The organism is Flavobacterium flavipigmentatum, assembly GCF_020911905.1.
Lineage (GTDB): Bacteria > Bacteroidota > Bacteroidia > Flavobacteriales > Flavobacteriaceae > Flavobacterium > Flavobacterium flavipigmentatum.
In genome coordinates, this window is the sequence record NZ_CP087133.1 from 2,668,153 (window position 1) to 2,694,656 (window position 26,504).

The following is a 26,504-nucleotide window of genomic DNA, read 5'->3' on the forward strand; positions in this document are numbered from 1 at the left end:
TTGAAGACCTTATTATGAATAATTAAAAGCTTTACAGATTTAATTGTAACGCAGTATCATCATGGAAACAACTTTTCTGAAATCTATTTTAGACAATGATTTCTATAAATTTACGATGCAACATGCCGTAATAAAGCTTTTTCCTAAGGCAAGGGTTCGTTATGCTTTTATCAATCGGGGAAAACATCAATTTCCAGCGGGATTTGCAGAATTATTGCGAAAATCGGTGGATGAAATGGCCAATTTGATATTGACAAAAGACGAAAAGCATTATTTATCACATTACTGTCCGTATTTAGATCCTACTTATTTAGATTTTTTACAGGGTTATCGCTACGATCCTTCAGAAGTTCAAATTATTCAGGAGGGATCTGAAATAAAAGTTACAATTGAAGGTTTTTGGTACCGCACTATTTTGTGGGAAGTACCGTTAATGGCTTTGATTTCTGAGCTTTTTTACAAAACAAATCTTCTTATTCGCTTAAACGATGAAGCTATCAAAAATGTAACCAAAGAGAAGATTGACAATTATAATGCGCTTGGAGTTGCTATTTTAGAATTTGGTACCAGACGTCGCCACTCCTACGATGTACATGTTTTGGTCAATGAAACGTTGCATACGTATGGTGGACATAGTTTTATTGGTACCAGCAATGTACATTTTGCAATGGTAAACAATAAACGGCCTTTGGGCACACATGCACACGAATGGTTTATGTTTCATGCCGCGCAATATGGTTTTAAAATGGCTAATCTGATTAGTCTGGACAATTGGACACAAGTATACGGAGGTGATCTCGGAATTGCCTTAACAGACACTTACACGACAAATGTTTTTTTCGAACAATTTGATAAAAAATACTCCAAACTTTTTGATGGTGTTCGCCATGACAGCGGAGATCCAATTGCGTTTGCGCAAAAAGTGATTACGCATTACACCAAAATGGGTATTGACCCTCGATCAAAAACGATTGTTTTTTCAGATTCACTAAATTATGAAAAAGTAAAAAGTATAGCCAATTTTTGTCAGGATAAAATTAAAATGTCTTTCGGCATCGGAACCAATTTTACCAATGATGTCGGCCTACCGTCGATGAATATGGTTATTAAATTGACAGAAGTTAAACTCGATCACGCCCATTGGCAAGGGGTTGTGAAACTTTCTGATGAAAAAAATAAAAATACAGGAACGCCCGAAATGATTGCTTTAGCCAAAGGAGTGCTTGGTATCAAATAGTATTTTTTTTTTGAAAGGTGATTTTTTATATTTTTGACGCAAGTATTTTTTTAAAATCAATTCAAATAGAATTCAAAGCTGTTATTAATCATAACAAAAAAAAAATACGCTTTCATTTTTTGACTATAAATGGTACATTAGCCAAAAATCCAAACTTCATTTATGCTAGAGCAAAATCAATATAACGAAGATAATATTCGATCACTCGATTGGAAAGAACATATCCGTATGCGTCCCGGAATGTATATCGGGAAATTAGGTGATGGATCTTCGCCGGATGATGGTATTTATATTCTTCTCAAAGAGGTTTTAGACAACTGTATCGATGAGTTTGTCATGGGTTCCGGAAAAACCATCGAGGTGACCATCAAAGACAAAACAGTTTCGGTTCGTGATTACGGACGTGGAATTCCGTTAGGAAAAGTCGTTGATGTAGTCTCGAAAATGAATACAGGTGGAAAATACGATTCTAAAGCCTTCCAGAAATCGGTAGGTCTGAATGGTGTCGGAACAAAAGCAGTCAACGCACTTTCGAATTATTTTCGCGTAGAATCTGTTCGTGATGACAAACAAAAAGCGGCAGAATTTTCAGGTGGAAACCTGGTTTTAGAAGAAGATATAATTGATACAACCAAGCGAAAAGGAACAAAAGTAACTTTTACGCCTGATGAAACGATTTTCAAAAATTACAAATTCCGTATGGAATATGTCATTAAAATGGTGAAGAATTATTGTTACTTAAACAATGGTTTGACGATTATTTTCAATGGCGAAAAATACATTTCGGAGAATGGTCTTAGAGATTTATTAGAAGAAACAATTAGCGAAGACGATCTGGAATATCCAATCATTCATTTGAAAGATCACGATATCGAGATCGCTTTAACACACAGTAAAACACAATATAGCGAAGAATATCACTCATTTGTCAACGGTCAGAATACCACCCAAGGAGGAACGCATTTAGCAGCGTATAGAGAAGCAATTGTAAAAACGATTAGAGAGTTTTATAACAAAAACTTTGAGGCTTCAGATGTTCGAAAGTCGATTGTGAGTGCCATCAGTATCAAAGTGATGGAACCCGTTTTTGAGTCTCAGACCAAAACCAAATTAGGTTCTACAGATATGGGTTCTGATGATGGAACGCCTCCAGTTTCTGTTCGTACGTTTGTAAATGATTTTATCAAAACCAAGTTAGATAATTATTTGCATAAAAATCCTCCAACGGCAGAAGCGTTATTGCGTAAAATTTTGCAGGCCGAAAGAGAGCGTAAAGAGTTATCTGGAATTAGAAAATTGGCGACAGATCGTGCTAAAAAAGCCAATCTTCACAATAAAAAATTGAGAGATTGTCGCGCGCATCTTCCCGATACCAAAAATCCTAGAAACTTAGAAAGTACCCTTTTTATTACTGAGGGAGATTCAGCTTCTGGATCGATTACCAAGTCGCGTGATGTCAATACACAAGCGGTATTTAGTTTACGTGGAAAGCCTTTGAATTCCTACGGAATGAGCAAAAAAATCGTGTATGAAAACGAAGAATTCAATTTGTTGCAAGCGGCTCTGGATATCGAGGATGGTTTAGAAAAATTGCGTTACAACAATATTGTGATCGCAACAGATGCCGATGTCGATGGAATGCATATTCGATTGCTGTTGATTACGTTCTTTTTACAATTCTTCCCAGAATTAATCAAAGAAGGGCATTTGTATATTTTGCAAACGCCACTTTTTAGGGTTCGAAACAAGAAAGAAACCATTTATTGTTATTCGGAAGAAGAAAGAAAAGAAGCGATCGAAAAACTGAAACCAAAACCGGAGATCACACGATTTAAAGGTTTGGGAGAGATTTCGCCAGATGAGTTCAAGAATTTCATTGGAGAAACCATTCGATTAGACCCCATTATGATGGACAAAAACACTTCGATCGAGCAATTATTGTCTTTCTACATGGGAAAAAATACTCCGGACAGACAAGAATTTATTATCAAGAATTTGAAGGTAGAATTGGATGCTGTTGAGGAGGTTTAACTTTTTCAATTTCTAATAAAATTAATTCAATGAACAGATTACTATTTTTGATTATAATTTTAGTTCTGAACTCCTGTAAAAAAGAAAGCAATGTGCCTTCAATAAGTAATGATGGAGTAGAAGTTGTAAAATCAGTAAGTAAAGTAATTAAAAAGAGAAATTTTACTTTAAGCAATTTTTCAAAAATTGAATTGATTTCTTATTACGATCGAATTGCTTGGGATACTATAGAATATAAAAACAAAGAACCTTTTGCTAAAGATTTAGTTGATAATTACAAGTTGACTTTTGATAGTACAATGATTGAAGAGAGAGTTACTTTGAATAAAAAACAAGAAAAAGAACTTTTAAATTTGATGGTTTGTGATACTTGTATTCCTGAGGAAATGTCCTCTGCATGTTATAGACCTAGACATATGATTTTGTTTAGAGACAGCAAAAATAGAATTATCGCATATAATGAGTTTTGTATGAGTTGTAATGGGGCTAGAAACTCAGCAAATCTTGATGGATTTCAAAAATATTGCTTGTACGAGATGGGCGATTTATTTAGAAAATTCGGAATTAAACTTTTTGTTGATTATGCTGATGAACAAAAAGAATATGAAGTTTTAAGAAAAAAAGGTTATTAAAAGTATATCATACACTAAAAATACTGAAATAAATTCAGCATAAAAATGAAAGACGAAGAAGACGATAACATAATTCCGAACGACGACGAGAATAATTCAGATGAAAACCAACTTGATGATAATCAAGAAGGAGATGATGATGAAATTATCAACGTAGATGCTAAGCATTTTGAAGGACAGCATTTTTACGAAAACCAGGAAGAAGAAGGAGATGATGTTATTACGAAAGTAACGGGCATGTACAAAGACTGGTTTCTGGATTATGCCTCGTATGTAATTCTGGAGCGTGCAGTTCCTGCGATCGAAGATGGTTTTAAACCCGTTCAGCGTCGTATTATGCACTCTTTGAAAGAGTTGGATGATGGTCGTTATAATAAAGTTGCCAATGTTGTAGGACACACTATGCAGTATCACCCACACGGAGATGCGAGTATTGGTGATGCAATGGTACAAATTGGCCAAAAAGATTTATTAATTGATTGTCAGGGAAACTGGGGAAATATACTAACAGGCGATGGCGCTGCAGCTTCTCGTTATATCGAGGCACGTTTGTCCAAATTTGCTCTTGAGGTTTTATATTCGCCAAAAATTACAGATTGGGGTGTTTCGTATGACGGTCGTCGTGCAGAACCGAACAATCTTCCGGTGAAATTTCCGTTGCTTTTGGCACAAGGAGCAGAGGGAATTGCAGTGGGTCTTTCGACCAAAGTATTGCCGCATAACTTCAATGAGCTAATCGATGCTTCGATTAAAATTCTAAAAGGAAAAGCGTTTACCTTATATCCTGATTTCATGACACAAGGTATTGCCGATGTGTCGAATTATAATGACGGATTGCGTGGCGGACGTGTACGCGTGCGTGCGAAAATTGCGCAATTAGACAAGAATACTTTGGTGATTACGCAAATTCCGTTTTCGACCAATACCACGACTTTGATTGATAGTATTTTGAAAGCCAATGATAAGGGGAAAATCAAAATCAAGAAAATCGAAGACAATACCGCTGCTGATGTTGAGATTTTAATACACTTGTTTCCAGGCGTTTCTCCAGACAAAACTATTGATGCTTTGTTTGCTTTTACAGCTTGCGAAACCTCTGTAGCGCCTTTAGGTTGTGTGATTGAAGACAACAAACCTTTGTTTATAGGTGTTTCTGAAATGTTGAAAATTTCGACGCACAGGACGGTAGATTTGCTTCGTCAGGAATTAGAAATTCAGTTAGAGGAATTAAAAAATAAGTGGCATTTCTCTACTTTAGAGAAGATCTTCATTCGCGAAGAAATGTACATTGATTTCAAATTGTATTCTGACAGAGAAGCTCTTTATAAGTACATGTACGACCGATTTGAGCCTTTCAAAAAATCATTCGTTAGAGAAATTGTAGACGAAGATTTGCAACGATTGACTCAGATTCCGATGATTCGTATTACCCGTTTTGACTCTGATAAAGCCGATGATTTTATCGCTAAGTTAGAAGATGAAATGAAAGAAGTAGAGCATAATTTGGCACATCTGACTGATTTTGCTATTGCTTATTTTACAAAATTAAAAGAGAAATATGGTAAAGGTCGCGAACGCCAGACGGAACTTCGTGTTTTTGATAACGTTGAGGCCACAAAAGTTGTATTGCGTAATACCAAATTATACGTAAACCGCGAAGAAGGTTTTGTTGGAACCAGCTTGAAAAAAGACGAATATCTTACCGATTGTTCTGACATTGATGATGTAATTGTGTTTTTACGCGACGGAAAAATGTTGGTAACAAAAGTTGATGCTAAGACCTTTGTGGGTAAAGATATTATTCACGTTGCTATTTTTGACAAGAGTGATAAACGTACGATTTACAATATGATGTACCGTGACGGAAAATCAGGCCCATCGTACATCAAACGATTCAATGTTACGGGTGTTACCCGTGATAAACCCTACGATTTGACCAATGAAACAGCTGGATCACAAGTAGTTTATTTTTCACATAATCCAAATGGAGAAGCTGAGGTAATTACGATTTTATTGCGTCAGGTAGGAACTATCAAAAAACTGAAATTTGATATTGATTTTGCCAAATTAGCGATAAAAGGACGTGCTTCAAAAGGTAACTTGGTAACCAAATATCCAATCAAAAAGATCGAATTAAAAGAGAAAGGAATTTCGACTTTATTGCCACGAAAAGTGTGGTTTGATGATACAGTAAAACGTTTGAATGTAGATGCGAGGGGAGAATTGCTTGGTGAATTTAAACCAAGTGACAAAATATTGGTAATTAATCAGTCGGGTAAATTGAAGGTTATTATTCCGGAGTTATCAACTCATTTTGACGAAGACATGATTGTTTTAGAAAAATGGAAGCCTAAAAAACCAATTTCGGCAATTTATTTTGATGGAGAAAAAGAACGTTATTATGTCAAACGTTTTCTGGTTGAAACCGAAAATAAAGAAGAAAGTTTTATCACAGAACATCCAAATTCGCAATTAGAAATTGTTTCAACAGATTATCGTCCGGTTGCTCAGTTGGTTTTTGCAAAAGTAAAAGGAGTTCAGAAAGAAGATTTACACATAGATATTGAAGATTTTATCGCTGTAAAAGGCTTCAAAGCACTAGGAAATCAGTTGACAGGAGACAAATTAAAACAAGTAAATCTATTAGAGCCGTTGCCTTATGAAGAACCTGTTGAAGAAGTTCCTGAAAAGCCAGAATTAACAGATGATGAATCTGTAGAAACAGAATTAGATGATGATGGCCAGATAGGCTTAGTTTTAGAATAAAAAAAAACTCCTTTTTGTAGTGCTTAAAACCAATATTTTTTTGGTAGCTACAAAAAGGAGTTTTTTTTATTAATTATTTGATGCTTAATTAGTAAAGTCGGTATCTTTGAGTTTATCGTCTACAATTTCGCTATTATGAAGTTGTACCGTCTTTTTCGATTTCTTCATTTTTAAGTTCAAAAACTCTACAAACAAAGAGAAGAAAATAGAGAAATATAAATATCCTTTTGGTATCGTGCCGACTTCGCCATCATTACCAAAACTAAAATGTGCCAGATGCGAACCTTCGGCAAGTAACATAACTCCAATTAGTATTAAAAAAGACAAACCAAGAATTTGAATCGTAGGATGTTCGTTTACGAATTTAGAAACTGGTCCGGCAAAAATCATCATTATAATAATAGAAATAATGATGGCCAAAATCATAATAAGCAATGCGCCCTCGTAGCCAAAACCGCCTTGTGCAGGATCTTTCATACTGACCAAACCTACTGCGGTCAGGATACTATCAAAAGAAAAAACAATATTCAGAAGCGCAATTTGCAAAATAGCGGCAGACAATCCGTTGCTTGCTTTTCCTTTTTCGCCTTCTTCTTCGCCTTCTAATTTATGGTGAATTTCGGTAACCGATTTGTACAATAAAAACAGTCCTCCTCCAAAAATAATCAAACTCTGACCCGTTGGACTTGCTTTAAAAAATCCCCAATCAATATGAGTAAGCGATTCCTGAAGACTTAAAACCCATGTAATTCCGAATAACAAAATAATACGAAAAACCATTGCCAAAAGCAAACCAATACGTCTGGCTTTGGGTTGATCTTCGGCTTTTAGTTTTCCCGAAACGATAGAAAGAAAAACGATGTTATCAATTCCCAGAATAATTTCCAAAAAAGTAAGTGTCAACAATGCTATAAGAGCATTTGGAGTAAATAAAATTTCCATTTATATAAAGATTGGTTGTGGTTACGAGAGTATTTAATCAACTTTGGTTACAGTTCCGCGCTTTTTTTCTTCAGAATCTACTAATCCATATTCAAAGGTATAAGAATCTTTAGAAGTGCTTAAAATTTTCATGCCAATAGCTTTCTTTTCATCCCTGTTTTTCGGGTGTTTTTTCTGCAAAATATATTCGCAATCACTTACCCAGCGTACCGTAGAAGTATCTGTTTTTCCTTCAAAAGTCTCAATTTCTATGCTGTCTTTACGCTCAAAAAAACCTGCTTTCTTTTCTCCATTTACATCAAATTCAAATTTAAATTTTCCGTTTTTAAAGTCTTTACAGTTGTGCTCTGCCTCATAGCAAGACATCAATAATGCCAGCGGGAGGAGGAATAGTATCTTTTTCATAGTTTAGTAATTATTTTTTCAGGAGCTTCATCCTGCTTTCCGTTACAATCTTTTGTACCGCTAAAGAAGCGTCACAAAAGGATTTTCACTTCAATCAGGGCTAAAAATCATCGCAATAAAGTGCTTTTAGTTTTTTTTAATCTTAGTTCATAGATCGTTAATCAAGAATCTAAAATCTCTTGAGCTCATCATCGGTAAAGTTCTTAATTTCTTTGTCTTTAGCAAATTTTTCGCTGTTGTAATTTTTAGATTTATTTTTAGCAATCGATAAACTGTCCCAACTGCTGTTCTTGAGTTGTTTGGCATAAAAAACGATCTGCCCAATATGATAAGGATAATGTGCCAATTGGCGATTGATGGCTTCAATAACCGTATGGCCTTCGTTTCTGATGTAAATAATGTCTGAAAGTTGTTCCGGTTTTAAGCTCGCTAAAGCATTCAGAAAGCAATCCCAACCTTTGTTCCAGACTTCTAGAACCTCTTCTTTAGTTTCTAAAATAGTTTCAAATTCGGCATCGCGATTGCGCCATTCTTTTTCACCATCTGTGGTTAGAAAATCCGTCCAGCGCGACAACATATTTCCAGCAATATGATTGATAATTGTGGCAATACTATTGGTGTCTTCGTTTACAGCCTCAAAAAGTTGCGCAGGTTCGAGTTGCTCCATTGCTTTTTCACCCAGCATTTTGTAATAAAGAAATTGCTTTTTTACACTTTCTAAATAAGATTCATCTGCTTTCATGATTATACAATTTTAATGTCATATTTGTCCAAAAGTCCTACAATTCCCTGTGTAGAAAATTGCGCTTTTCTCATGGGATTAAATTCTGGGTCAATTTTGTAATGATAAGCTGTTCGAAAATCAACAGCTGCCAATTGTGTATCGTTAAAAATACTTCCTTCTAAATTACAATTATCAAAAACAGAACTCGTTAAGTTGGTACCGATAAAAGTCACTTCTCTTAAAGAAGAATTGATAAACTTGGTTTTTGGCATTTTTTTATTCGAAAAAACAGCGTAATCCAGCACACTTTCTTCAAAATAAACCTGAAACAAAAAGTCATCACATTCGTTAAAAGCGATGCCTAATAATTTACAATTTCTAAAAGTAACATTTTTTAAGCTTGTCCCCAGCAAATTGGTCATCGACAAATTACAATCGATAAACTCACAGTCTAAAAAAGTATTGTAAGCAAAATTACTGTTAGAAAAATCACAGTTTTTAAAAACACAGTCTTCAAATTCGCGGTTGTTTATTTTTTTATCGATATAAATAACTTTCTCGAATGTTTTCTGAATGTGAATGAGACTTTCCATGATTTTTTTGGATTTTCGAGCGTTATGACGTACTCTAAGAATGTAAATTATATGTTGTGTATTGGATAGGAAATGCTAAAATCATACACGCTAAAACTAACATTATGTTGTTAACGGATTGCAGGAATTAGTTTAGTTTTTCGACAAAATTGGAGTCTTTTACTTTATCATTTTGAGATGAATCCATTTTATTTATGCTTGAATATCAATAGTAAAAGATTGTAGTAAAGATACAAATTAGTCATTAAACAAAGCTTTCATAATGATTTTTAATCCGTAAAAAATCAGGAACATCGCGCTTAGGCAAGCAACGATTCCAATTGCTAGAACCAAGTAATGCCAGTTGGTATGCTGATTCATAAAAGCATTATAAATCAAGGATGGCCCAATAAAAAGTAACGGTAACGATCCCGATATATATTTAACACCCTTTCCTAGTAATTTTGTATTTGTTGCCATCTTTTGTTTTTGTTTCAAGTTAAAAACCTTCTGGTTGTAGAATTTCACGAACTTTAAGATGCAGTGTTCACCTATTTTTTATCTCACATTTTACAGAAGATAGTTTATGCTTTCTACACTTTATAATTATCGACTGCTTTGCGCACGCTACCGTGTTTTTGGAGCAATTCGCTGGCTTGGTCATAAGAGACCGGAATTTCTTCCATAATCATTTTTACACCACGATCTACCAGCTTGGTATTGCTGAGTTTCATATCGACCATTTTGTTGCCTCTTACTTTTCCAAGTTGAATCATAGCTGCGGTCGAAATCATATTCAGCACCAGTTTTTGCGCGGTTCCTGCTTTCATACGGGAACTTCCTGTGATAAATTCTGGACCCACGACAACTTCTACAGGGAACTGAGCGGTTAACGCCAATGGGCTACCAGCATTGCAAGTGATACAACCGGTAACTATATTATTTTGGTGACATGCTTCTAGGCCACCTACAACATAGGGAGTCGTTCCAGACGCTGCAATACCAATTACGATATCAGCATCGGTTATATGGTAGGCTTTTAAGTCTAACCAGGCTTGTTTATCGTTGTCTTCTGCATTTTCTACAGCTCGGCGAATGGCACTGTCGCCACCAGCAATGATTCCGTTAACCAGATCAAAAGGAACTCCAAAAGTAGGCGGACATTCTGAAGCATCTACAACGCCAAGACGTCCTGATGTTCCAGCACCAATATAAAAAATACGGCCACCAAGCTTTAGTTTTGTTACAACTTGCTCTATTAAAGCCTCTATTTGGGGTAAGGATTTTTCTACCGCAGTAGGTACGGTCTTATCTTCTTGATTGATGTTGATAAGCAATTCATGAACAGACATTTCTTCTAAATGTTCGTATTTTGAGGCTTGTTCAGTAGTTTTAATAAATGTCATTATCGAATATGCAAATTTTAAGTTTCAAAGGTACAAAGTTTTAGTTGTTGTAACAATGAAATTCTATTTGATTGGTAGGATTTTTTTTGAGTGATTCGCCAAGATGCTATCCTTTTTAAGATATTGGTGGAAATTTTAAAGCTATACTATTCTTACCAAACGAATATTTTTTCAAACTATTTTGCAAACTAAAATATTATATTTGTTAAAATTAAAAAATAAATGGATAGATTAAGCTTATTGCAGGGGATTGCACGGATCTCTGTTTTTGTTTCTTTACTGATGGCGTTTTTTTTAATGACGGTTAAAACCGAAAATAAATTAGCCAACCGTTTATTTGCCTGGTTTTTTATTGTCTCTGCTATCGATCTTAGCGGTTTTTTCGTTTTTGATTATATCAAGGATATTTTTACTTTAGTAATTTTCAGATGGACCATTTGTTTGTTGGCAATGCCCTTGTTTTATCTTTATGTATTGTCGGTTTGTTATTCCGATTTTCGATTAAAGTGGAAACATTTAGTGTATCTGCTTCCCATTATCGCAGTCAATTTGGCTTTTCTTCCGAGGCTTTATCTAATGAATGATTCAGATCAGACAAAAATTTTAGAGGGAATTGATCAAATGCCTGAAATTTATTTTATTCAGATTGTTATCGAATGTCAATACTTGTTTTATATCGTGAGTGCCTTTTTAATTTTAAAGAAATACAGAGAGATTTATCTGGAAAATTACACTAATCCCAGTACTTTGATTTATAAGTATCTTTTTCAGGTGACTACGGTTTTTCTTATAGCTCACTGCTTAGTGGCATTAAAAAATTTATTACGCTACAGTGATTACAGACAAGTATTTCTTTGGTTAAATGTATTTGTAGGAGCTGTTGCTTTATTTGTTACCTGCTGGTTGGTCATGAAAGCGATGAAGTATCCTGAATTGTTTAAGGGAATTAATTCTAAATTGCAATTAGCAAAAGATATACTGCCTAAAGCCGAAGAAAATGTGCAGCCAGTCGATGTTCAGGATGATGTGATTTCTAGTCAAATTTCTATCTTAAAACAATATATGGCTGAGAAAGAACCTTTTCTGGATCCTTCACTCACCATTCAGGAACTTGCCAATCAAATTGATACTCCAGTCAGGGATTTGTCTATTTTGATTAATCATCATATGGATCAGCATTTTTTTGATTTTGTAAATGAATATCGCATACAAAAAGCCATGCAGATTTTAAAAGACCACTCAAAAAATGATGTTACTGTTTTGGAAATTTTATATGAAGTTGGTTTTAATTCCAAATCTTCGTTTAATACTTCTTTTAAAAAATATACAAATTTAACACCTACAGCTTATCGAAATGCTTCATAACTAACGGTTTGTAAAAAGTCGAACTGCATACCCAAAAAAGTCGAACCAATTTCATTTATAGAAATTGGTTCGACTTTTTTTTGTCGGTCGCAGGACGGGATTTTCTAAGGCAACTTTGCTTCAAATTAATTGAACAAGTTTAAAATTAGAAATCATGAAAAAAACGAACCTCCTTATCTTTTTATTATTGCCTTTATTTTGTTTAGCACAATCTACCTTAAAATTAAAAGGGAAAATAACAAATGAAACAACGCCACTAGAATGGGCAGATGTTTCAATATCAAATTCTGAAGGAAAAATTATTGATGGCACTACCAGTAAACAAGATGGTACTTTTGAAATCAATATTATAAAAGGTTTCTATAAAATAAAAATCAATCTTTTGGGATTTTCAGATTTTGAAAAAGAGATTGCAATAGAAAGTGATACTGATTTAGAAGTAATTATTCTAAAAGAAAACACAACAAAATTAGGAGAAGTGGTTATTCAATCTAAAAAGAAAACGATGGAGCAAAAAACCGATCGTTTGGTTTATAACCTCGAAAACAATGTTGTAACAGTGGGCGGTGATGCTTTGAGCGCTATTAATACCGCTCCTGGCGTTGTGGTACAGAATAATACAATAAATATTTTAGGCAAAGGAACGTCGCGCGTTATGATTGATGGACGTATGATCGAACTGTCGGGTGAGGAACTGAATAGTTTTTTGAAATCAATATCAGCTAGTGATATTAAAAACATTGAAATTATCAGCAATCCACCAGCAAAATATGACGCAGAAGGAATGGGCGGATTAATTAATATTATTATGAAAAAAGGAGTTCGTGATTCCTGGAAAAACACAACAACTGCTTCTTATGATCAGAATAAATATGGGATTTATACTTTAAGAGATAACTTTTTTTACAATAAAAACAAGTTTAGATTTTCGGTCAGCGTGAATGCAAAAAAGGGTTATATCAATGCTACCGATGATTTGAAAATGTATTTTCCTGGCGGACTTTCACACATGAAAAGCGTAACAAAAGTAAAAACCGAGAATCTTTCCGGAAAACTAGCTTTAGATTATGATCTTTCTGAACGAACTACAGTTGGTTTTCAATATTTAAATGACCGAAATAATCCTGATTTTAAATCGGATATTAGAATTGATAATTATAATACTCAAAATCAATTGGAAGATGTTACGCTGAATACTAGTTTTACAGACAAAGGCTATCGAAATCAGACTTATAATGCACATTTGATTACGAAACTGGATTCTCTAAAAAGAAAATTATCTTTTGATATAGATTATTTCGATTATCATTCCAATTTCGACAGGAATTTTATCGCCAATAATTATACGCCTGATATGCTATTTGTCGATGTAAATCAGTCTGGTAGAAATATTTCGAATCAGGCTATTGACAATTTGAGTTTTAAAGCCGATATGGAACATCCTTTTCAGGCGTTGAATTTATCTTACGGCGCAAAAATAAGTTTTACCAATAGTATAAGTGATGTGTTGTATTACAATACTATTTCAGGAACTCCGGAATTAGATGCTAATCAATCTAACCGATTTAAATACACCGAAAATAATCAGGCTTTTTATGTTAATGGAGATAAAAAATTTGGGGAAAAATGGAATTTTCAAATCGGACTAAGACTGGAAAATACGCAGACAACTGGTTTTTCTGAAACTTTGTATCAGGAAACAGTTAATGATTATTTGAAATTATTTCCAACGTTTTATGCTTCTTACAGGAAAAATGAAAACAATACTTTTAGTTTGAATTACGGAAAAAGAATCAACAGACCTCGTTTTGATTTGTTGAATCCGTTTCGAATTTACATTAACAGTAATAGCTATTCTGAAGGAAATCCGTTCTTAAGACCTTCATTTAGTGATAATTTTGAATTTTCACATTCTTATAAAGAAATTTTGAGAACTAGCGTTTTTGTAAATGCAGTCTCAAACGGTTACGGCGTTTTATTTACATCAAATCCGGAAACTAATACACAGATTGTTACACGTGAGAATTATTTTAAAAACCTAAATTATGGTTTAGGAGAAACGTATTCAGCCACTTTTGCAGATTGGTGGTCAAGCGAAAACTCACTATACTTTTTAGGAGCCAAAACGGAATTTATTAAGGATATTAATGCAACGCCATCAAACAGTCTGCAAGTTGATTTTTCGACGAATAATACTTTTGTATTAGGCAAAACAACAAAACTACAAGTCGATTTTGCGTACAGCACACCTTTTAAAAGTGGTTTGTATGAAGTAGGCTATACATCTAGTTTTGATATTGGTTTTAAACAGGATTTGTTTAATAAAACGTTGCAGGTCGCATTTTTGGCAAATGATATTTTTAATACTTCTTATTTAAAAGATTTTACTTCGGTTGTAAATGATGTAAAACAGGTTTATGACCAAAAAGAAAGCAATCGATTTGTGCGTTTGTCTGTGGTTTATAATTTTGGAAACAAAAAAATCAATGTGAAAGAGCGTGCTTTTGGAAATCAGGAGGAGAAAAGGAGAACGACTAATAATTAGTCAATTAGAAAATTAGATAATTGAATTGATTGGCTTTGAAAATAAAACTATCCTAACAGGTTTTTAAAACCTGTTAGGTATTTTTTGTACAGGAGTTTTTTTTGCGTGAGGGATAGGAGGAAGCTACCGAAGTAGCCTGGATAGCCCGACCACAATAAAAAAATGGGCGAATCAACGTTTTGCTGATTAGCCCATTTTATTTATTGTGGTCACGCCCTAATTATAACATATACGCTAAAAATATTCCCAATACAATCATAGAAACTTTGGCAATATTAAATTTGTGTCCTTCGCTACTTTCGAAAATTATAGTTGATGAAATGTGGAATAGAATTCCGATTACGATCGCTGTTATTTGAGTGTAATATTCATTTAAGAAAGGTAAAAAATCAGAAGCAATTGTTCCAATTGGTGTCATAATTGCAAAAACGAGCATAAAAGCAAAAATAGCTTTTTTGTCTAGTTGAGCGTTGCTAAAAAAGGTAGTCAAAATGATGGCAATAGGTAAGTGGTGAATCGCGATTCCGACTGCTAAATCGTGATGATGCCCAACAGGAAAACCTTCTAAAAAGGCGTGAATACACAAACTAATAAACAATAACCACGGAATTTGAGACATTTTAGCATGCCCGTGTACGTGCCCGTGTTCGGCTCCTTTGGAGAAAAACTCAAGTATGATCTGAAATAAAATTCCGACCATGATAAACAAACCAATTTTATGATTGTGTGATTCGTAAACTTCAGGCAGTAAATGCATTACAGTTAGAGACAGTAAAAATGAACCGCTAAAAGCAAGTAGCAATTTTAGATTGGTTTTGCTTTTTGGTTTTAAAAACAACGCCACCAGATAACCAAAAAGTACTGAGAATAGAGGTAATAAATAATTCATTTTGTTTTGGTTTAATCGTTGATTCGTTTAATTGGTTTTTTCTTTAATCGTTGATTTGTTTAATCGATTTTACGGTTAAACAATTGAACAATTAACCAGTTATTTAAAAATCATGATTAATCGCTCGCTTTCGGTTTTATGAAATTTCTTGAGTTTATAATCTCCAAAAATATCCAAAAGAAAAATCCCTGCTTCTTCCATTAATTCCTGAAAATCGTTTAAAGTCAGTGCTTTAACTTTTTCGGTAAAATGATATTGGCGTCCATCATCTTCAAAATCAATTTCCTTAAAAATATGTCCGTCTTGTACATATCTTTTTATTCTAAAATCGATGTTTTCAACGGTTTTTACTTCTTCAGGAACCAGGGTTTCGATAACTTGTGTGACATTCATAAAATCAATCACAGCGAATCCGTATTCAGAAAGACTTTCTTTAATCGCTTTTAATGTGGTAAGATTATCATCATCACTCTCAAAATATCCAAAACTGGTAAAAAGATTAAAAATGGCATCAAATTTTTCTTCGAAAGGCTCGCGCATATCGTGAACTTTAAAATGCAAAGTTTCGTTATTATTTTTACTCGCCTCGGCAATACTATTTTCGGATAAATCTGCTCCTAAAACATTGAATCCTAGCTGGTTTAAATAAATAGAATGGCGGCCTTTACCGCAAGCCAAGTCTAATACTTTTGCTTTTTCGGGAAGGTTGAGATAATGGGTAAGATTATCCATAAAAATCTGGGCTTCTCGGTAATTTCTATCTTTATAAAGGATATGGTAATACGGAGTATCAAACCATGAAGTAAACCAATTTTCGTTGTTACGCTCCTGATTTGGTGTAGATGAGTTATGTGCTTCAGACATTTATTCTATTTCAATTAATTCAAAGTCCCGCAAATTTAGTGTATTTTTGCCAAAAAATTACTATTTCGCTGCGATACCTAAAAACAATCGAAGGATATAGGTTGGGATTTTTTTTAATACAAAAATAAAAATGGAAGAAAATTTTAGAATGATTGCCAAATGTTTTTTTGGTTTTGAAGAAATATTAGAAGCAGAATTGAAAGTTTTAGGCGCTCAAGATGTTGAGAAAGGGGTGAGAATGGTAAGCTTTAAAGGCGATAAAGGATTTATGTACAAGGCCAATTTGTCTTTGCGAACAGCACTTAAAGTCTTAAAACCGATTTATTCGTTTAGGGCCAATAATGAGCAAGCGCTCTACAAAGGAATATCAGGTATCAATTGGTCTAAATTGATCAATGCAAACCAAACTTTTGTAATTGATGCAACGGTGCATTCTACTTATTTTAACCATTCTGAGTTTGTTTCTCAAAAATGTAAAGATGCTATTGTAGATCAGTTTAGAGAAAGAACAGGACAGCGCCCGAGTATTGACAAAGCGTTCCCGGATTTAAGAATTAACATTCATATTGATAAAGATCAGGTTTCGGTAGCGCTGGATACTTCTGGAAATTCATTGCACCAACGTGGGTACAGAACAGCTACGAATATTGCGCCTATAAACGAGGTTTTGGCGGCTGGAATTTTGCTATTATCGGGTTGGGAAGGTCAAAGTCACTTTTTAGACCCAATGTGTGGGTCTGGAACTTTCTTGGCAGAAGCGGCGATGATTGCGTGTAATATTCCAGCAAACATCAACCGAAAAGAATTTGCTTTTGAAAAATGGAAAGATTGGGACAATGATTTATTCGATCAAATTGTAGACAGTCTGATGAAAAAGACTAAGGAATTTCATTACACTATAAAAGGCTTTGATAAAGCGCCAAGTGCTGTTAATAAAGCAAAAGATAATATCAAAAATGCTAATTTAGACGATTATATTACCATCGAAGAAAACAACTTTTTTGATACCGAGAAATCAGTAGAAGGAAAGCTTCACATGGTTTTCAATCCGCCTTATGATGAGCGTTTGGATATTCACATGGAAGAATTTTACAAAAATATCGGCGATACTTTAAAGAAAAGTTATCCCGGAACCAATGCGTGGTTCATTACAGCCAATCTCGAAGCCTTAAAATTTGTGGGACTAAAACCTTCAAGAAAAATAAAACTTTTTAATGCCAGTTTAGAAGCACGTTTGGTAAAATACGAAATGTACGAAGGCAGTAAAAGAACGAAGTTTCAAGTCTAAGGTTCTTAGTTTCTAAGATACTAAGTTACTAAGATTTTTAGCTTTGAGTAATTCTACAATAAGTAATTTAAGGTTGGGTAATAAAGTGCTAAAGTAATACTTAGCAACTTAGATTCTCAGAACCTTAGCAACTCTAAAAAAAATGACAAAATTACAAGTAAGAGGTTTTTTATATCAATTAGGATGTTTCGCGATTTTATTTATTTCGTCACGATATCTAATTGCGCGTTTTACAGAATTATCTGGATTATGGATTCCGATGACGGCATTTATAGTTTCTACATTGATTTCGCCAAAATTTCAGGCAGTAAAAACTAAAGATGGTGAGAAGCTCTTTATGAAATGGATTTTTATAAAAGGAATCAAAGAAATAGGATAATCATAAAGGAAATCAGATTCTGAGTAAAAATAAAAGCCACAAATTCTGAATTATTAGTTCTGGATTTGTGGCTTTTTTTATCGCTGATATTCTTTGAATTTAACAGATTGGTTATTTTTTATCCGATATTCGGTATAAAACGTTTTGTCTTTGTCTTCAAAGTTTTCGACTTTTCGGATCAAGTAAAAATTATTATTAGACCATTTATAATACGAATCGGATTCATTTCCGCTTCCGTCGGCCAGCATTTTTACAAATTCTTTATTTACTTGGTCAAAAGTTAAATATTCCAATTCTTCCAGTTTTAAATTTCGAATAAATTGTCCTTTGCTTTTATCGTAAATAAAATACATAAAACTACCATCATATTTAATTCGGTTCGGAAAGTAGATGGCAATTTTTAAATCTAATACTCCATCAAAATTGAGATCTTCAAATTCAATTTCACCAGTTTGGTCGTAAACTGCTTCATTAAATCCTGAAAGCGTCTGTATTTTTTCTTTTTTCGAATTAAAAATTTCTAGGCGATTGATTAAGTCTTGTTCCTGCAGTTGGCCGTCGTAACCTTCTGTTTTACCTTTGTACTGATTCAGTTTAAAACTAAAATTCTTTGGATCAAAGGCCGATAAATCTTCTAAACAAGTAAGTGTTACATCAAATTGTTTGTCTTTTTTTTCATTTTGCCAAATGCCACTTAATTCATATTGATTGTTTAAGTGTAAAGAAAAACTACCCGTTTTTTGCGGATTTGTTTTGCCTTTTGAAGTCACATACGTAGTTTCTTCCAGTTTTATTTTGCCTTGATCAAAAGTACCTTTTGTGTGAATATTTTTGTTTTTGCCACTTTTTAGATAATAATATTCTCCATAAACAGTGTCTTTTCCTTTTTCAAAACCAACCGTCATTACAATCGGATATTGAGCTATTTTTCCGGTAAAATGCAAAAAAGTAGTGATCGTTGTTTTCTGAGCAAAAGTAGTTTGGCTCAATGTGAAAAGGAGCAGAATCAAAATTTTTTTCATCGATCAAAAATTATTTTTTAGGCGCTTTTTTTACTATTTCTGGAAGTACTTTCTTTTTATAAATCGGAATAAAATAAGATACCGTATAATTAAAACCTACTCCGAAATTTCCATTATAGGTTCTATTAAAGCCCGGAATATAAAGATTATCAAACCCACTCGGTTTTTTGTTGGTCACCAAAGTTTTCAATTGCACTCCAAAACCAACAAAAAGATTATTAAATACCTCTGCTTTTAATCCCAAAGCAACTTCTATCCATGTTGCCGATAACCCGCTGTATTTTTGACCAGACGTCAAGGGAGGAATTTCTCCCCAATATGGATCGGGATTGTAAATTTTGTAGGTATTCAGTTGTTGGCTGAAAGTACTAAAACCTCCACGTAAACCAACTGACAGAATGTTTTCCATATCGAGCCAGTTTTCGTACATATTATAGTCAAAACCAGCTTTGATGTACGTTCCGGTTGCAGTAGAATTTAATCGGGCATCATCTGTTTTTTTGTCTTCAAAACCAAGTTCGGCGGCCAGGTAATAATTTTTCGTCAAGCGAAAGTCTCCCGTAAATTCGACTCCTTTATAATCGCTATCATAAAAACCGCGGGTCAGTTTGTACAAATCGACACCTACACGCAAACCATAACGATCTGTTTTTGCAGGAATACTGTCTTTTTTGGCCACTTCTGCCGTTTTTTTTGCTTCAGCATTTGGTTTTTCCTTCACCACTTCTTTTGGAGAAGTGGTGGTTGGTGTTTCCTGAGCCTGAGTCAAAAACATCGAAAACAAAAGACAAATACTAGAAAAATACTTCGACATGTGTTTCATTTTCTGATTCGATATTAGGGGTTATTACGTTGATGTTTTTCATCCAATACGTATTGATATTTTCGCCTCCCAGACGCTCAACACTTGTATTTAATTTGTAAATGGTCTTAAAACCGCATGCTCTTGATACATAAACATTTTCTCTGGTATAAGTAAATTTTAAGATATCGTCGTTTTGTAAAGCGGGATTTGTTGTGCTAAAATTCGAAATAAAATGATAAGTCACACTGTCTTTTGAGGGGTCTAGCGGAATTAAAATTTTACTTGCGTTAGTAGTGTATTTTAATTCATCGGTAATTGCTGTTTCATTAAAAATAATACCTTTTGTCGCATCCTGACCTTCTCCGTACACTTTCAAACTGGTTACAGGTTTTAATACTGTGGGCTGATCGGCAAAGTAAAATGTCAGCACAAGTCGAGGAGTGGTGGGAGTATTTGCATCGCAAATATCATCTTTTTCGCAACCCGAAAATCCAAAAGCTAAAAGGAGGAAAAGTGAAATTATTTTTTTCATTGAATTTTTATTATCGAAGTTCTAAAAGTACAACATTTTCGACATGATGCGTTTGCGGAAACATGTCAACCGGACGCACACGAGTCACTTTATATTTCTCATCCATCAAAGCCAAGTCACGCGCTTGTGTAGCAGAGTTACAGCTTACATAAACTACTTTTTTAGGAGCAATTTTTAGGATTTGCTCAATAACATCTTTGTGCATTCCGTCTCTTGGCGGATCTGTTATAATGACATCTGGTTTTCCATGTTGCGCAATAAAGGCTTCGTTAAAAACGACTTTCATGTCTCCAACAAAGAACACGCAATTGCTAATATTATTGCGTTCGGCATTGGCTTTTGCATCCAGAATAGCTTCAGGTACACTTTCTACACCAATTACTTTTTTTGCTTTTTTAGCAACAAATTGAGCAATTGTTCCGGTTCCGGTATACAAGTCATACACTGTTTCATCACCAGAAAGCCCGGCAAAATCGCGTGTTATTTTGTACAATTCAAAGGCTTGATCTGAGTTGGTTTGGTAAAATGATTTGGCGTTGATGCTAAATTTTAAACCTTCCATTTCCTCCAGAATATAATCTCTACCTTTATATAGTTTTACATTTTGATCGTAAATAGTATCGTTTTGCTTAGAATTTACTACATATTGCAATGAAGTAATTTGTGGAAATTTTTCGTAAAGATGATCTAAAATCAACTCGCGATTGTTTTTATCTTCTTCAAAAAACTGAATTAAAACCATGATTTCGCCCGTAGAGGCAGTACGAATCATAAAAGTCCTTAATAAACCAGAATGTTCTCTCGGGTTAAAGAAAGTCAGGTTATGCTCGTTAGCAAAAGCTCTTATTTCGTTTCTGATGGCGTTTGAAGGATCTTCCTGCAAATGGCATTTGTTGATATCGAGAATTTTATCCCACATTTTAGGAATGTGAAAACCTAATGCATTTCGGTTCCCTAAATCTTCTGTGCTTTCTATTTCTTTTTCTGTCAGCCAGCGGCTATTCGAAAAAGAGAATTCCATTTTATTTCTGTAAAAAAACTGTTTTTCAGAACCCAGAATAGTTTCAAATTCCGGAAGCTCAACTTTTCCAATACGCTGCAAATGGTTTTTTACCTCGTTTTGTTTGTAGTAAAGTTGCTGGCTGTATTTCATATTCTGCCATTTACATCCGCCACAAGCGCCAAAATGTTCGCAAATTGGTTCTATACGATGCTCAGAAAACTCATGAAATTTTACGGCTTTACCTTCGTAATAGGCTTTTCTTTTCTTAAAAGTTTGTACATCTACGACATCGCCCGGAACGACATTCGGTATAAAAATTACTTTTCCGTCAGGCGCTTTTGCTACTGATACCCCTTTTGCTCCAGCGTCAAGAACCGGAATCTGATGAAAGACAATTTTGTCTGTATTTTTTCTTCCCATAGCGCAAAAATAAGGGTTTGTAAACTTTTATAAATTCAAATTTGAAAATATTTTGATAATTTATTTAATTTCGTAGTTTAATTAAGTTTAAAAACTAACTTTGTTTTAGCAATAATCAACCAACCTACAATTTTAATTTGATTATTGTTGTTTTTTTATGAATTTGTATCACAATCTTTCACAGATTAGCTTCCTAAAAAAAAGTTATGCCTTAAAGTTTTTGTTTGTTGCATTTATAGGTATTCACATTCCTTTAATAGGTATTCTGTTTTTTGTACTTTATTCAAATAACGGTATTTCTGCCACGTCAATTTTAATTTTCTCGCTGATCATGACATTGTTAGCGACAATCGTAACGTTGTTAATTTTAAATCAATTGATAAAACCCATTGCAACTGCTTCCAAATCTTTAGAAGAATACAGAAACGACAGAAAATTAGCTGTTTTGCCCACAGAATATGCCGATGAAGCGGGTTTGTTGATGTACAATATTCAGGAATCTATTTTGGAAGCCGAAAGTTTTATTAACGAAAAGCAGGATCTGATTTATATGCTTTCGCATGATTTGAAAAATTTTGCAGGAAATCCTCAAGGTTTAGCCAAGCTAATTTTACTCGAAAATCCATCAGAATCAGTTGAGCATTTGGCCAATTTAATCTGTGAATCGACCAATCTGCAATTTCGATACATCGAAAATTTTATTAATCTGTTAAAGGAGCAAGATAAATTTATAAAAGGAACTAGGGAGATCAAAACGATTGTGTTTTCGGATATTTTACCTTTTGTCAGCGAGCAGGTCGAACAACGTTTGCTGGATAAAAATATCAAGTTGAGTATGACACTCGAAATTACGGAAGCTTCTCTTAAAATTGATGAAGGATTATTGATTCAGGTTCTGGTAAATTTGATTAGTAATGCTATTAAGTTCTCTTATTTTGGAGGAAAAATTGAAGTTAAATTTTATAAAGATAATTCAGATTTTGCTATAAGTGTTTCGGATAATGGAATAGGTTTTGATAAAAACGAAATTGATGAATTGTTCAAAAAATTTACCAAAATGAGCCGTTTAGGAACAGCAAACGAAACTTCGACAGGAATTGGGCTGTACTTGTGCAAAAAGATCATCGAAAGAAGTAAAGGAAAACTTTCGGCAATAAGCGAAGGTAAAAATAAAGGCGCTGAGTTTAAAATTGTTTTTGATTTGTAATCATTGCTTTTTTTTTATGAGCTCGTAATTTACAATGGCGAAAAAATAAAAACACAAATCGGCAGCAATTTTCCCGAATATTATTCCGAAAAAGTAATTGCCCACCAAAATCGGCATCCAATACATACAAAACGGACGAACAACCAAAAAGTCTAAAACAGCGGGATATCCAAATTCTAATATTAAATTTTTTACAAGTAAAAGCAAATCTTTAAAAGACGTAGTTGTATTTTGAAGTTTGTTTTGTTGTTTTAATTTTTTATAAGAAGAAAACAGAATAACGCTGTAAAAAGCTAAATATTCTGCTATGGTAATTAAGTATGCAGTTGTTAAGTCGCTATAAACAGAACTAAGTAAAGAAGTACTAAGTGCTGCACTTGTACTTGCTAATTCGGCATATTTATAGCGGTTAAACCATTCTTTAAAGTTTTTATGGGTCAATTTTTTAAAGTTTCAAAGTTTCAAAGTTTCAAAGTTTCAAAGTTTCAAAGTTTCAGGTTTTAGAACTTAGCACCTTAGCTTCTTAGTATCTTAGTTCCTCTTTTTAATCAAATAAGTCAGAAGACAAATAACGATCGCCACGATCGCAAATAATGGCTACAATAACGCCTGATTCTAATTGTTCGGCAATTTTTAAGGCAGCAGCAACAGAGCCTCCACTGCTCATTCCGGCAAAAACGCCTTCTTCGAGTGCCAAACGTTTAGTCATTTTTCTGGCTTCTTCTTCGCTTACATCAATGACAGTATCTACTTTTGAGGCATCAAAAATTTTGGGTAAATATTCCTGAGGCCATTTGCGTATTCCCGGAATTTGAGAACCGTCGCTTGGTTGAGCTCCTATGATCTGAATGGCTGGATTTTTTTCTTTCAGATAAGTCGAAGTTCCCATGATCGTTCCTGTTGTTCCCATTGCCGCAACAAAGTGGGTTACTGTTCCCTCTGTATCATTCCAAATTTCTGGACCTGTGGTTTTGTAATGTGCTTTCCAGTTGTCGTCATTTGCAAACTGATTTAACATCAAATAGCCGCCTTCTGCCACTTTTTTATCTGCGTAGTTACGTGAACCAATAATTCCGTCTTTAGCGGGTGTCAAAATCACTGTAGCGCCATAAGCACGCATGGTTTGTGTACGCTCTTTGGTAGAATCTTCGGGTAAGACCAATTCTATCTCTATTTGAAACAATTGCGCAATCATCGCCAAAGCAATGCCTGTATTGCCGCTTGTTGCTTCAATAAGTTTATCTCCTTTTTTGATATCGCCCCTTTCCAAAGCAGACGCAATCATGTTGTATGCTGCTCGGTCTTTTACACTTCCGCCGGGATTATTTCCTTCGAGTTTTAGTAAAAGCTTTACATTTTTATTTTTAACCAAATTGACTGATTCCATCAATGGTGTGTTTCCAATTAGGTTTAGCAATTTTTGTGGACCCATTTTATTTTTTTTCTTTTATTTTTACTTCCGTTGTAGTGGTGTTTAAAACGATAGAATCAGGGGGGATAGATTTGGTAATCCATGCGTTTCCTCCCACAATACTGTTTTTGCCAATAATAGTTTCACCTCCTAAAATAGTGGCATTGGCATAAATACAGACATTTGCTTCTACTGTTGGATGGCGTTTTGCGTTTTTCATCTCTTTACTCACACTAAGCGCTCCCAAAGTTACTCCCTGGTAAATTTTTACATGTTTTTTGATGATGGTAGTTTCGCCAATAACGATTCCGGTGGCGTGATCAATAAAAAACGGTGAGGCGATATCGGCACCTGCGTGAATGTCTGTCCCTGTTATGCGATGCGCATATTCACTCATCAATCTTGAGAAAAGCAATAAATCAAGCTGGTACAATTCGTGGCTCAATCGGTAAATAGCGATGGCATAAAATCCAGGGTAACCCAGATATACTTCGTCGATACTGTTGGAGGCAGGATCATTTTCTAAAATATACTCGGCATCCTGATTTAATTTTTCTAATACGCCGGGTAATTTTTCCAGAAATTTATCCCAAATAGATTCGCATAAATTTTCAGGTTTTTTGCAGGCCAGAACGGCAATTTCCTTAAAACGTATTTCCAGCTCGTCAATACTTTTATCCAATGGCGCATTCGAATCAAACAGCGTGTAAAAAAGCTTTTCGGTAAAATCTTCTGTTTTGGTTTTGATTCCGTAATTGATATTCGAATAACTTTTTAAGGCCTTTATATTTTGTATGATAGTATCTCTTGTCAAAACTTTAAAATTGTATGAGTAATTTGAAACGCTAAAAGTAAGGCGTTTTTTGGAAATAGAGGCACGAAAAAGCCAAAGAAATTTTACTTATTACATTCTTATTTGTGATACTTAATACATTTTTAAAGCCAATTTTTTATAAGATTCTTAACAGGTTAAATGCGTAAATTAGCAAGTAAATAAATTTAAAATGAAAAACAATTCAACTTTTAAAAGTGCCATTTCTAATATCGATTATCCTGAAAAAGAAAAAATTTCTGGAAAATCCATACATGATCCTGTTCTCGGACTTATTGTAAAAGATTTTCCTTCTTTTTGCGAGGATGATTTTATTGCAATAAAAGAATTAAATACGTATCGACAAAAATACATTTCAAATTATCTTTCTACCGAAATTGGAGCGCTTTCTGATCTTGAAAAAAGTGTGATGGAATCTTTAAGAGAAGACAAATCAATTGTGAGTTCGGTTGAAGATGAAAACGAAAATCGAAGTTTTGGACAAAAAATTGCAGATAAAGTAGCTGACTTTGGCGGAAGCTGGACTTTTATTCTTTCATTTTTGCTTTTTATCGTCCTCTGGATTGCGGCCAATGTATATATCTTGCTCAACAAAGGTTTTGATCCTTATCCATTTATTTTATTGAATTTAATTTTGTCTTGTATCGCGGCATTACAAGCTCCGGTAATTATGATGAGTCAAAATCGTCAGGAAGAAAAAGACCGCACGCGCGCCAAAAAAGATTATATGATTAATTTGAAATCAGAGTTAGAGATAAGAATGATTCATGATAAAATTGATCATTTGATTATGCATCAACAGCAGGAATTAATCGAAATTCAGAAAGTACAAATTGAGATGATGAATGATATTTTGAATCAAATAAAAAAATAATTTCAGCTTAAAAAAGTCAAATATAAAAATGTTTGTAGTAGTATCCGGCTATCATAAAAATAACATTTATGATGGCAGAAATCCAAAGTATTTTGTTGTAGTTTTTTGACCTATCTAAAAAATGCAAAGCCACAAAAAACAAAAATAAAAGTGTAGTATAGATCGCCGGATACATTTTGAAAGTGGCTAAAAATTCCCCCTGAAAAAGTAAGAATAAAGCACGCTGAAAACCGCAACCCAAACACTCAATTCCGAAGAGTGTTTTGCTGAGACATGGCAACATGTATTTTTCTAAATTCACGGTTTTTCTTTTTTACAATTTTACAAAAAAAGATTGGATAATAAAGGAGAAG

Annotated in this window: 26 protein-coding genes; 10 read left to right on the top strand and 16 right to left on the bottom strand. The window is 34.1% G+C overall.

What is annotated here, in order from left to right; genetic code table 11:
- Window positions 1-61 precede the first annotated feature (61 nt).
- The 4 genes from pncB (at window position 62) to LNP22_RS11640 (ending at window position 6,666) form a co-directional block, all read left to right on the top strand.
- Window positions 62-1,237: a nicotinate phosphoribosyltransferase gene (pncB, locus tag LNP22_RS11625; RefSeq protein WP_229973602.1), complete on the top strand. Its 1,176-nt coding sequence runs from the start codon at window positions 62-64 to the stop codon at window positions 1,235-1,237.
- Between the two features lie 162 nt (window positions 1,238-1,399).
- A complete protein-coding gene (locus tag LNP22_RS11630; protein ID WP_229973603.1) occupies window positions 1,400-3,268 on the top strand; it encodes a DNA topoisomerase IV subunit B in 1,869 nt (622 codons plus the stop codon).
- A gap of 29 nt (window positions 3,269-3,297) precedes the next feature.
- Entirely contained in the window at window positions 3,298-3,900 is a 603-nt protein-coding gene (locus LNP22_RS11635) for a hypothetical protein (RefSeq protein ID WP_229973604.1), read from the top strand.
- 45 nt (window positions 3,901-3,945) lie between these two features.
- Complete coding sequence (locus LNP22_RS11640; protein WP_229973605.1) at window positions 3,946-6,666, top strand: DNA gyrase/topoisomerase IV subunit A; 2,721 nt, start codon at window positions 3,946-3,948, stop codon at window positions 6,664-6,666.
- A gap of 84 nt (window positions 6,667-6,750) precedes the next feature.
- Here the strand turns inward: LNP22_RS11640 and LNP22_RS11645 are convergent, their stop codons facing one another.
- The 6 genes from LNP22_RS11645 to murQ form a co-directional block, all read right to left on the bottom strand.
- Window positions 6,751-7,608: a TerC family protein gene (locus tag LNP22_RS11645; protein ID WP_229973606.1), complete on the bottom strand. Its 858-nt coding sequence runs from the start codon at window positions 7,606-7,608 to the stop codon at window positions 6,751-6,753.
- Window positions 7,609-7,641: 33 nt separating this feature from the next.
- Window positions 7,642-8,013 (bottom strand): DNA topoisomerase IV, encoded by a 372-nt coding sequence (locus tag LNP22_RS11650; protein ID WP_210665687.1) that lies wholly within the window; start codon window positions 8,011-8,013, stop codon window positions 7,642-7,644.
- 169 nt (window positions 8,014-8,182) lie between these two features.
- Window positions 8,183-8,755 (bottom strand): DUF1572 family protein, encoded by a 573-nt coding sequence (locus LNP22_RS11655; RefSeq protein ID WP_229973607.1) that lies wholly within the window; start codon window positions 8,753-8,755, stop codon window positions 8,183-8,185.
- Window positions 8,756-8,757: 2 nt separating this feature from the next.
- Window positions 8,758-9,330: a pentapeptide repeat-containing protein gene (locus LNP22_RS11660; protein WP_210665685.1), complete on the bottom strand. Its 573-nt coding sequence runs from the start codon at window positions 9,328-9,330 to the stop codon at window positions 8,758-8,760.
- A 237-nt stretch (window positions 9,331-9,567) separates the two neighbouring features.
- The gene (locus tag LNP22_RS11665; protein ID WP_210665684.1) at window positions 9,568-9,789 is read right to left on the bottom strand and encodes a DUF6095 family protein; all 222 of its coding nucleotides are present in this window, start codon (window positions 9,787-9,789) and stop codon (window positions 9,568-9,570) included.
- A gap of 113 nt (window positions 9,790-9,902) precedes the next feature.
- On the bottom strand, window positions 9,903-10,715 hold the full coding sequence (gene murQ / locus LNP22_RS11670; protein WP_229973608.1) for an N-acetylmuramic acid 6-phosphate etherase: 813 nt from the start codon (window positions 10,713-10,715) through the stop codon (window positions 9,903-9,905).
- Window positions 10,716-10,937: 222 nt separating this feature from the next.
- On the opposite strand from murQ, the gene LNP22_RS11675 reads away from it, so the two are divergent.
- Window positions 10,938-12,080: a helix-turn-helix domain-containing protein gene (locus LNP22_RS11675; RefSeq protein WP_229973609.1), complete on the top strand. Its 1,143-nt coding sequence runs from the start codon at window positions 10,938-10,940 to the stop codon at window positions 12,078-12,080.
- 154 nt (window positions 12,081-12,234) lie between these two features.
- A complete protein-coding gene (locus tag LNP22_RS11680; RefSeq protein WP_229973610.1) occupies window positions 12,235-14,625 on the top strand; it encodes a TonB-dependent receptor in 2,391 nt (796 codons plus the stop codon).
- Window positions 14,626-14,845: 220 nt separating this feature from the next.
- Here the strand turns inward: LNP22_RS11680 and LNP22_RS11685 are convergent, their stop codons facing one another.
- Entirely contained in the window at window positions 14,846-15,514 is a 669-nt protein-coding gene (locus LNP22_RS11685) for a ZIP family metal transporter (RefSeq protein WP_229973611.1), read from the bottom strand.
- Window positions 15,515-15,613: 99 nt separating this feature from the next.
- Window positions 15,614-16,378 carry a class I SAM-dependent methyltransferase gene (locus LNP22_RS11690; protein ID WP_229973612.1) on the bottom strand — a complete coding sequence of 255 codons (765 nt, stop codon included), beginning with the start codon at window positions 16,376-16,378 and terminating at the stop codon, window positions 15,614-15,616.
- 130 nt (window positions 16,379-16,508) lie between these two features.
- On the opposite strand from LNP22_RS11690, the gene LNP22_RS11695 reads away from it, so the two are divergent.
- A complete protein-coding gene (locus LNP22_RS11695; RefSeq protein ID WP_229973613.1) occupies window positions 16,509-17,666 on the top strand; it encodes a THUMP domain-containing class I SAM-dependent RNA methyltransferase in 1,158 nt (385 codons plus the stop codon).
- A gap of 142 nt (window positions 17,667-17,808) precedes the next feature.
- Complete coding sequence (locus LNP22_RS11700) at window positions 17,809-18,045, top strand: hypothetical protein (protein ID WP_210665679.1); 237 nt, start codon at window positions 17,809-17,811, stop codon at window positions 18,043-18,045.
- 77 nt (window positions 18,046-18,122) lie between these two features.
- Here the strand turns inward: LNP22_RS11700 and LNP22_RS11705 are convergent, their stop codons facing one another.
- From LNP22_RS11705 to rlmD, 4 genes are read right to left on the bottom strand one after another with little or no spacing between them, the layout of a single operon-like run.
- On the bottom strand, window positions 18,123-19,067 hold the full coding sequence (locus LNP22_RS11705) for an XAC2610-related protein (RefSeq protein WP_229973614.1): 945 nt from the start codon (window positions 19,065-19,067) through the stop codon (window positions 18,123-18,125).
- Window positions 19,068-19,077: 10 nt separating this feature from the next.
- The gene (locus LNP22_RS11710; protein WP_229973615.1) at window positions 19,078-19,890 is read right to left on the bottom strand and encodes a DUF6048 family protein; all 813 of its coding nucleotides are present in this window, start codon (window positions 19,888-19,890) and stop codon (window positions 19,078-19,080) included.
- Window positions 19,862-20,404: a DUF6452 family protein gene (locus tag LNP22_RS11715; protein ID WP_210665676.1), complete on the bottom strand. Its 543-nt coding sequence runs from the start codon at window positions 20,402-20,404 to the stop codon at window positions 19,862-19,864. Before LNP22_RS11715 ends, LNP22_RS11710 begins: the two co-directional genes overlap by 29 nt.
- 10 nt (window positions 20,405-20,414) lie before the next feature.
- On the bottom strand, window positions 20,415-21,827 hold the full coding sequence (gene rlmD, locus LNP22_RS11720) for a 23S rRNA (uracil(1939)-C(5))-methyltransferase RlmD (RefSeq protein ID WP_229973616.1): 1,413 nt from the start codon (window positions 21,825-21,827) through the stop codon (window positions 20,415-20,417).
- Window positions 21,828-22,158: 331 nt separating this feature from the next.
- Between rlmD and LNP22_RS11725 the strand changes: the two genes are divergently transcribed.
- On the top strand, window positions 22,159-23,034 hold the full coding sequence (locus tag LNP22_RS11725) for a sensor histidine kinase (protein WP_229973617.1): 876 nt from the start codon (window positions 22,159-22,161) through the stop codon (window positions 23,032-23,034).
- On the opposite strand, the gene LNP22_RS11730 is transcribed toward LNP22_RS11725, so the two are convergent.
- The 3 genes from LNP22_RS11730 to LNP22_RS11740 all read right to left on the bottom strand — a co-directional run bounded on the left by LNP22_RS11730 (window position 23,035) and on the right by LNP22_RS11740 (window position 25,259).
- Window positions 23,035-23,475, bottom strand: coding sequence for a hypothetical protein (locus LNP22_RS11730; protein ID WP_229973618.1), 441 nt, complete (start codon window positions 23,473-23,475; stop codon window positions 23,035-23,037).
- 103 nt (window positions 23,476-23,578) lie between these two features.
- Entirely contained in the window at window positions 23,579-24,466 is an 888-nt protein-coding gene (gene cysM / locus LNP22_RS11735; protein WP_229973619.1) for a cysteine synthase CysM, read from the bottom strand.
- A gap of 1 nt (window position 24,467) precedes the next feature.
- Window positions 24,468-25,259, bottom strand: coding sequence for a serine O-acetyltransferase (locus LNP22_RS11740; protein ID WP_210665671.1), 792 nt, complete (start codon window positions 25,257-25,259; stop codon window positions 24,468-24,470).
- Window positions 25,260-25,449: 190 nt separating this feature from the next.
- Here LNP22_RS11740 and LNP22_RS11745 point away from each other — a divergent pair, with 190 nt between their 5' ends.
- Window positions 25,450-26,151: a DUF1003 domain-containing protein gene (locus tag LNP22_RS11745; RefSeq protein ID WP_229973620.1), complete on the top strand. Its 702-nt coding sequence runs from the start codon at window positions 25,450-25,452 to the stop codon at window positions 26,149-26,151.
- A gap of 16 nt (window positions 26,152-26,167) precedes the next feature.
- Here LNP22_RS11745 and LNP22_RS11750 read toward each other — a convergent pair whose 3' ends face one another.
- Window positions 26,168-26,434 carry a DUF2752 domain-containing protein gene (locus LNP22_RS11750; protein WP_229976381.1) on the bottom strand — a complete coding sequence of 89 codons (267 nt, stop codon included), beginning with the start codon at window positions 26,432-26,434 and terminating at the stop codon, window positions 26,168-26,170.
- Window positions 26,435-26,504: the final 70 nt, after the last annotated feature.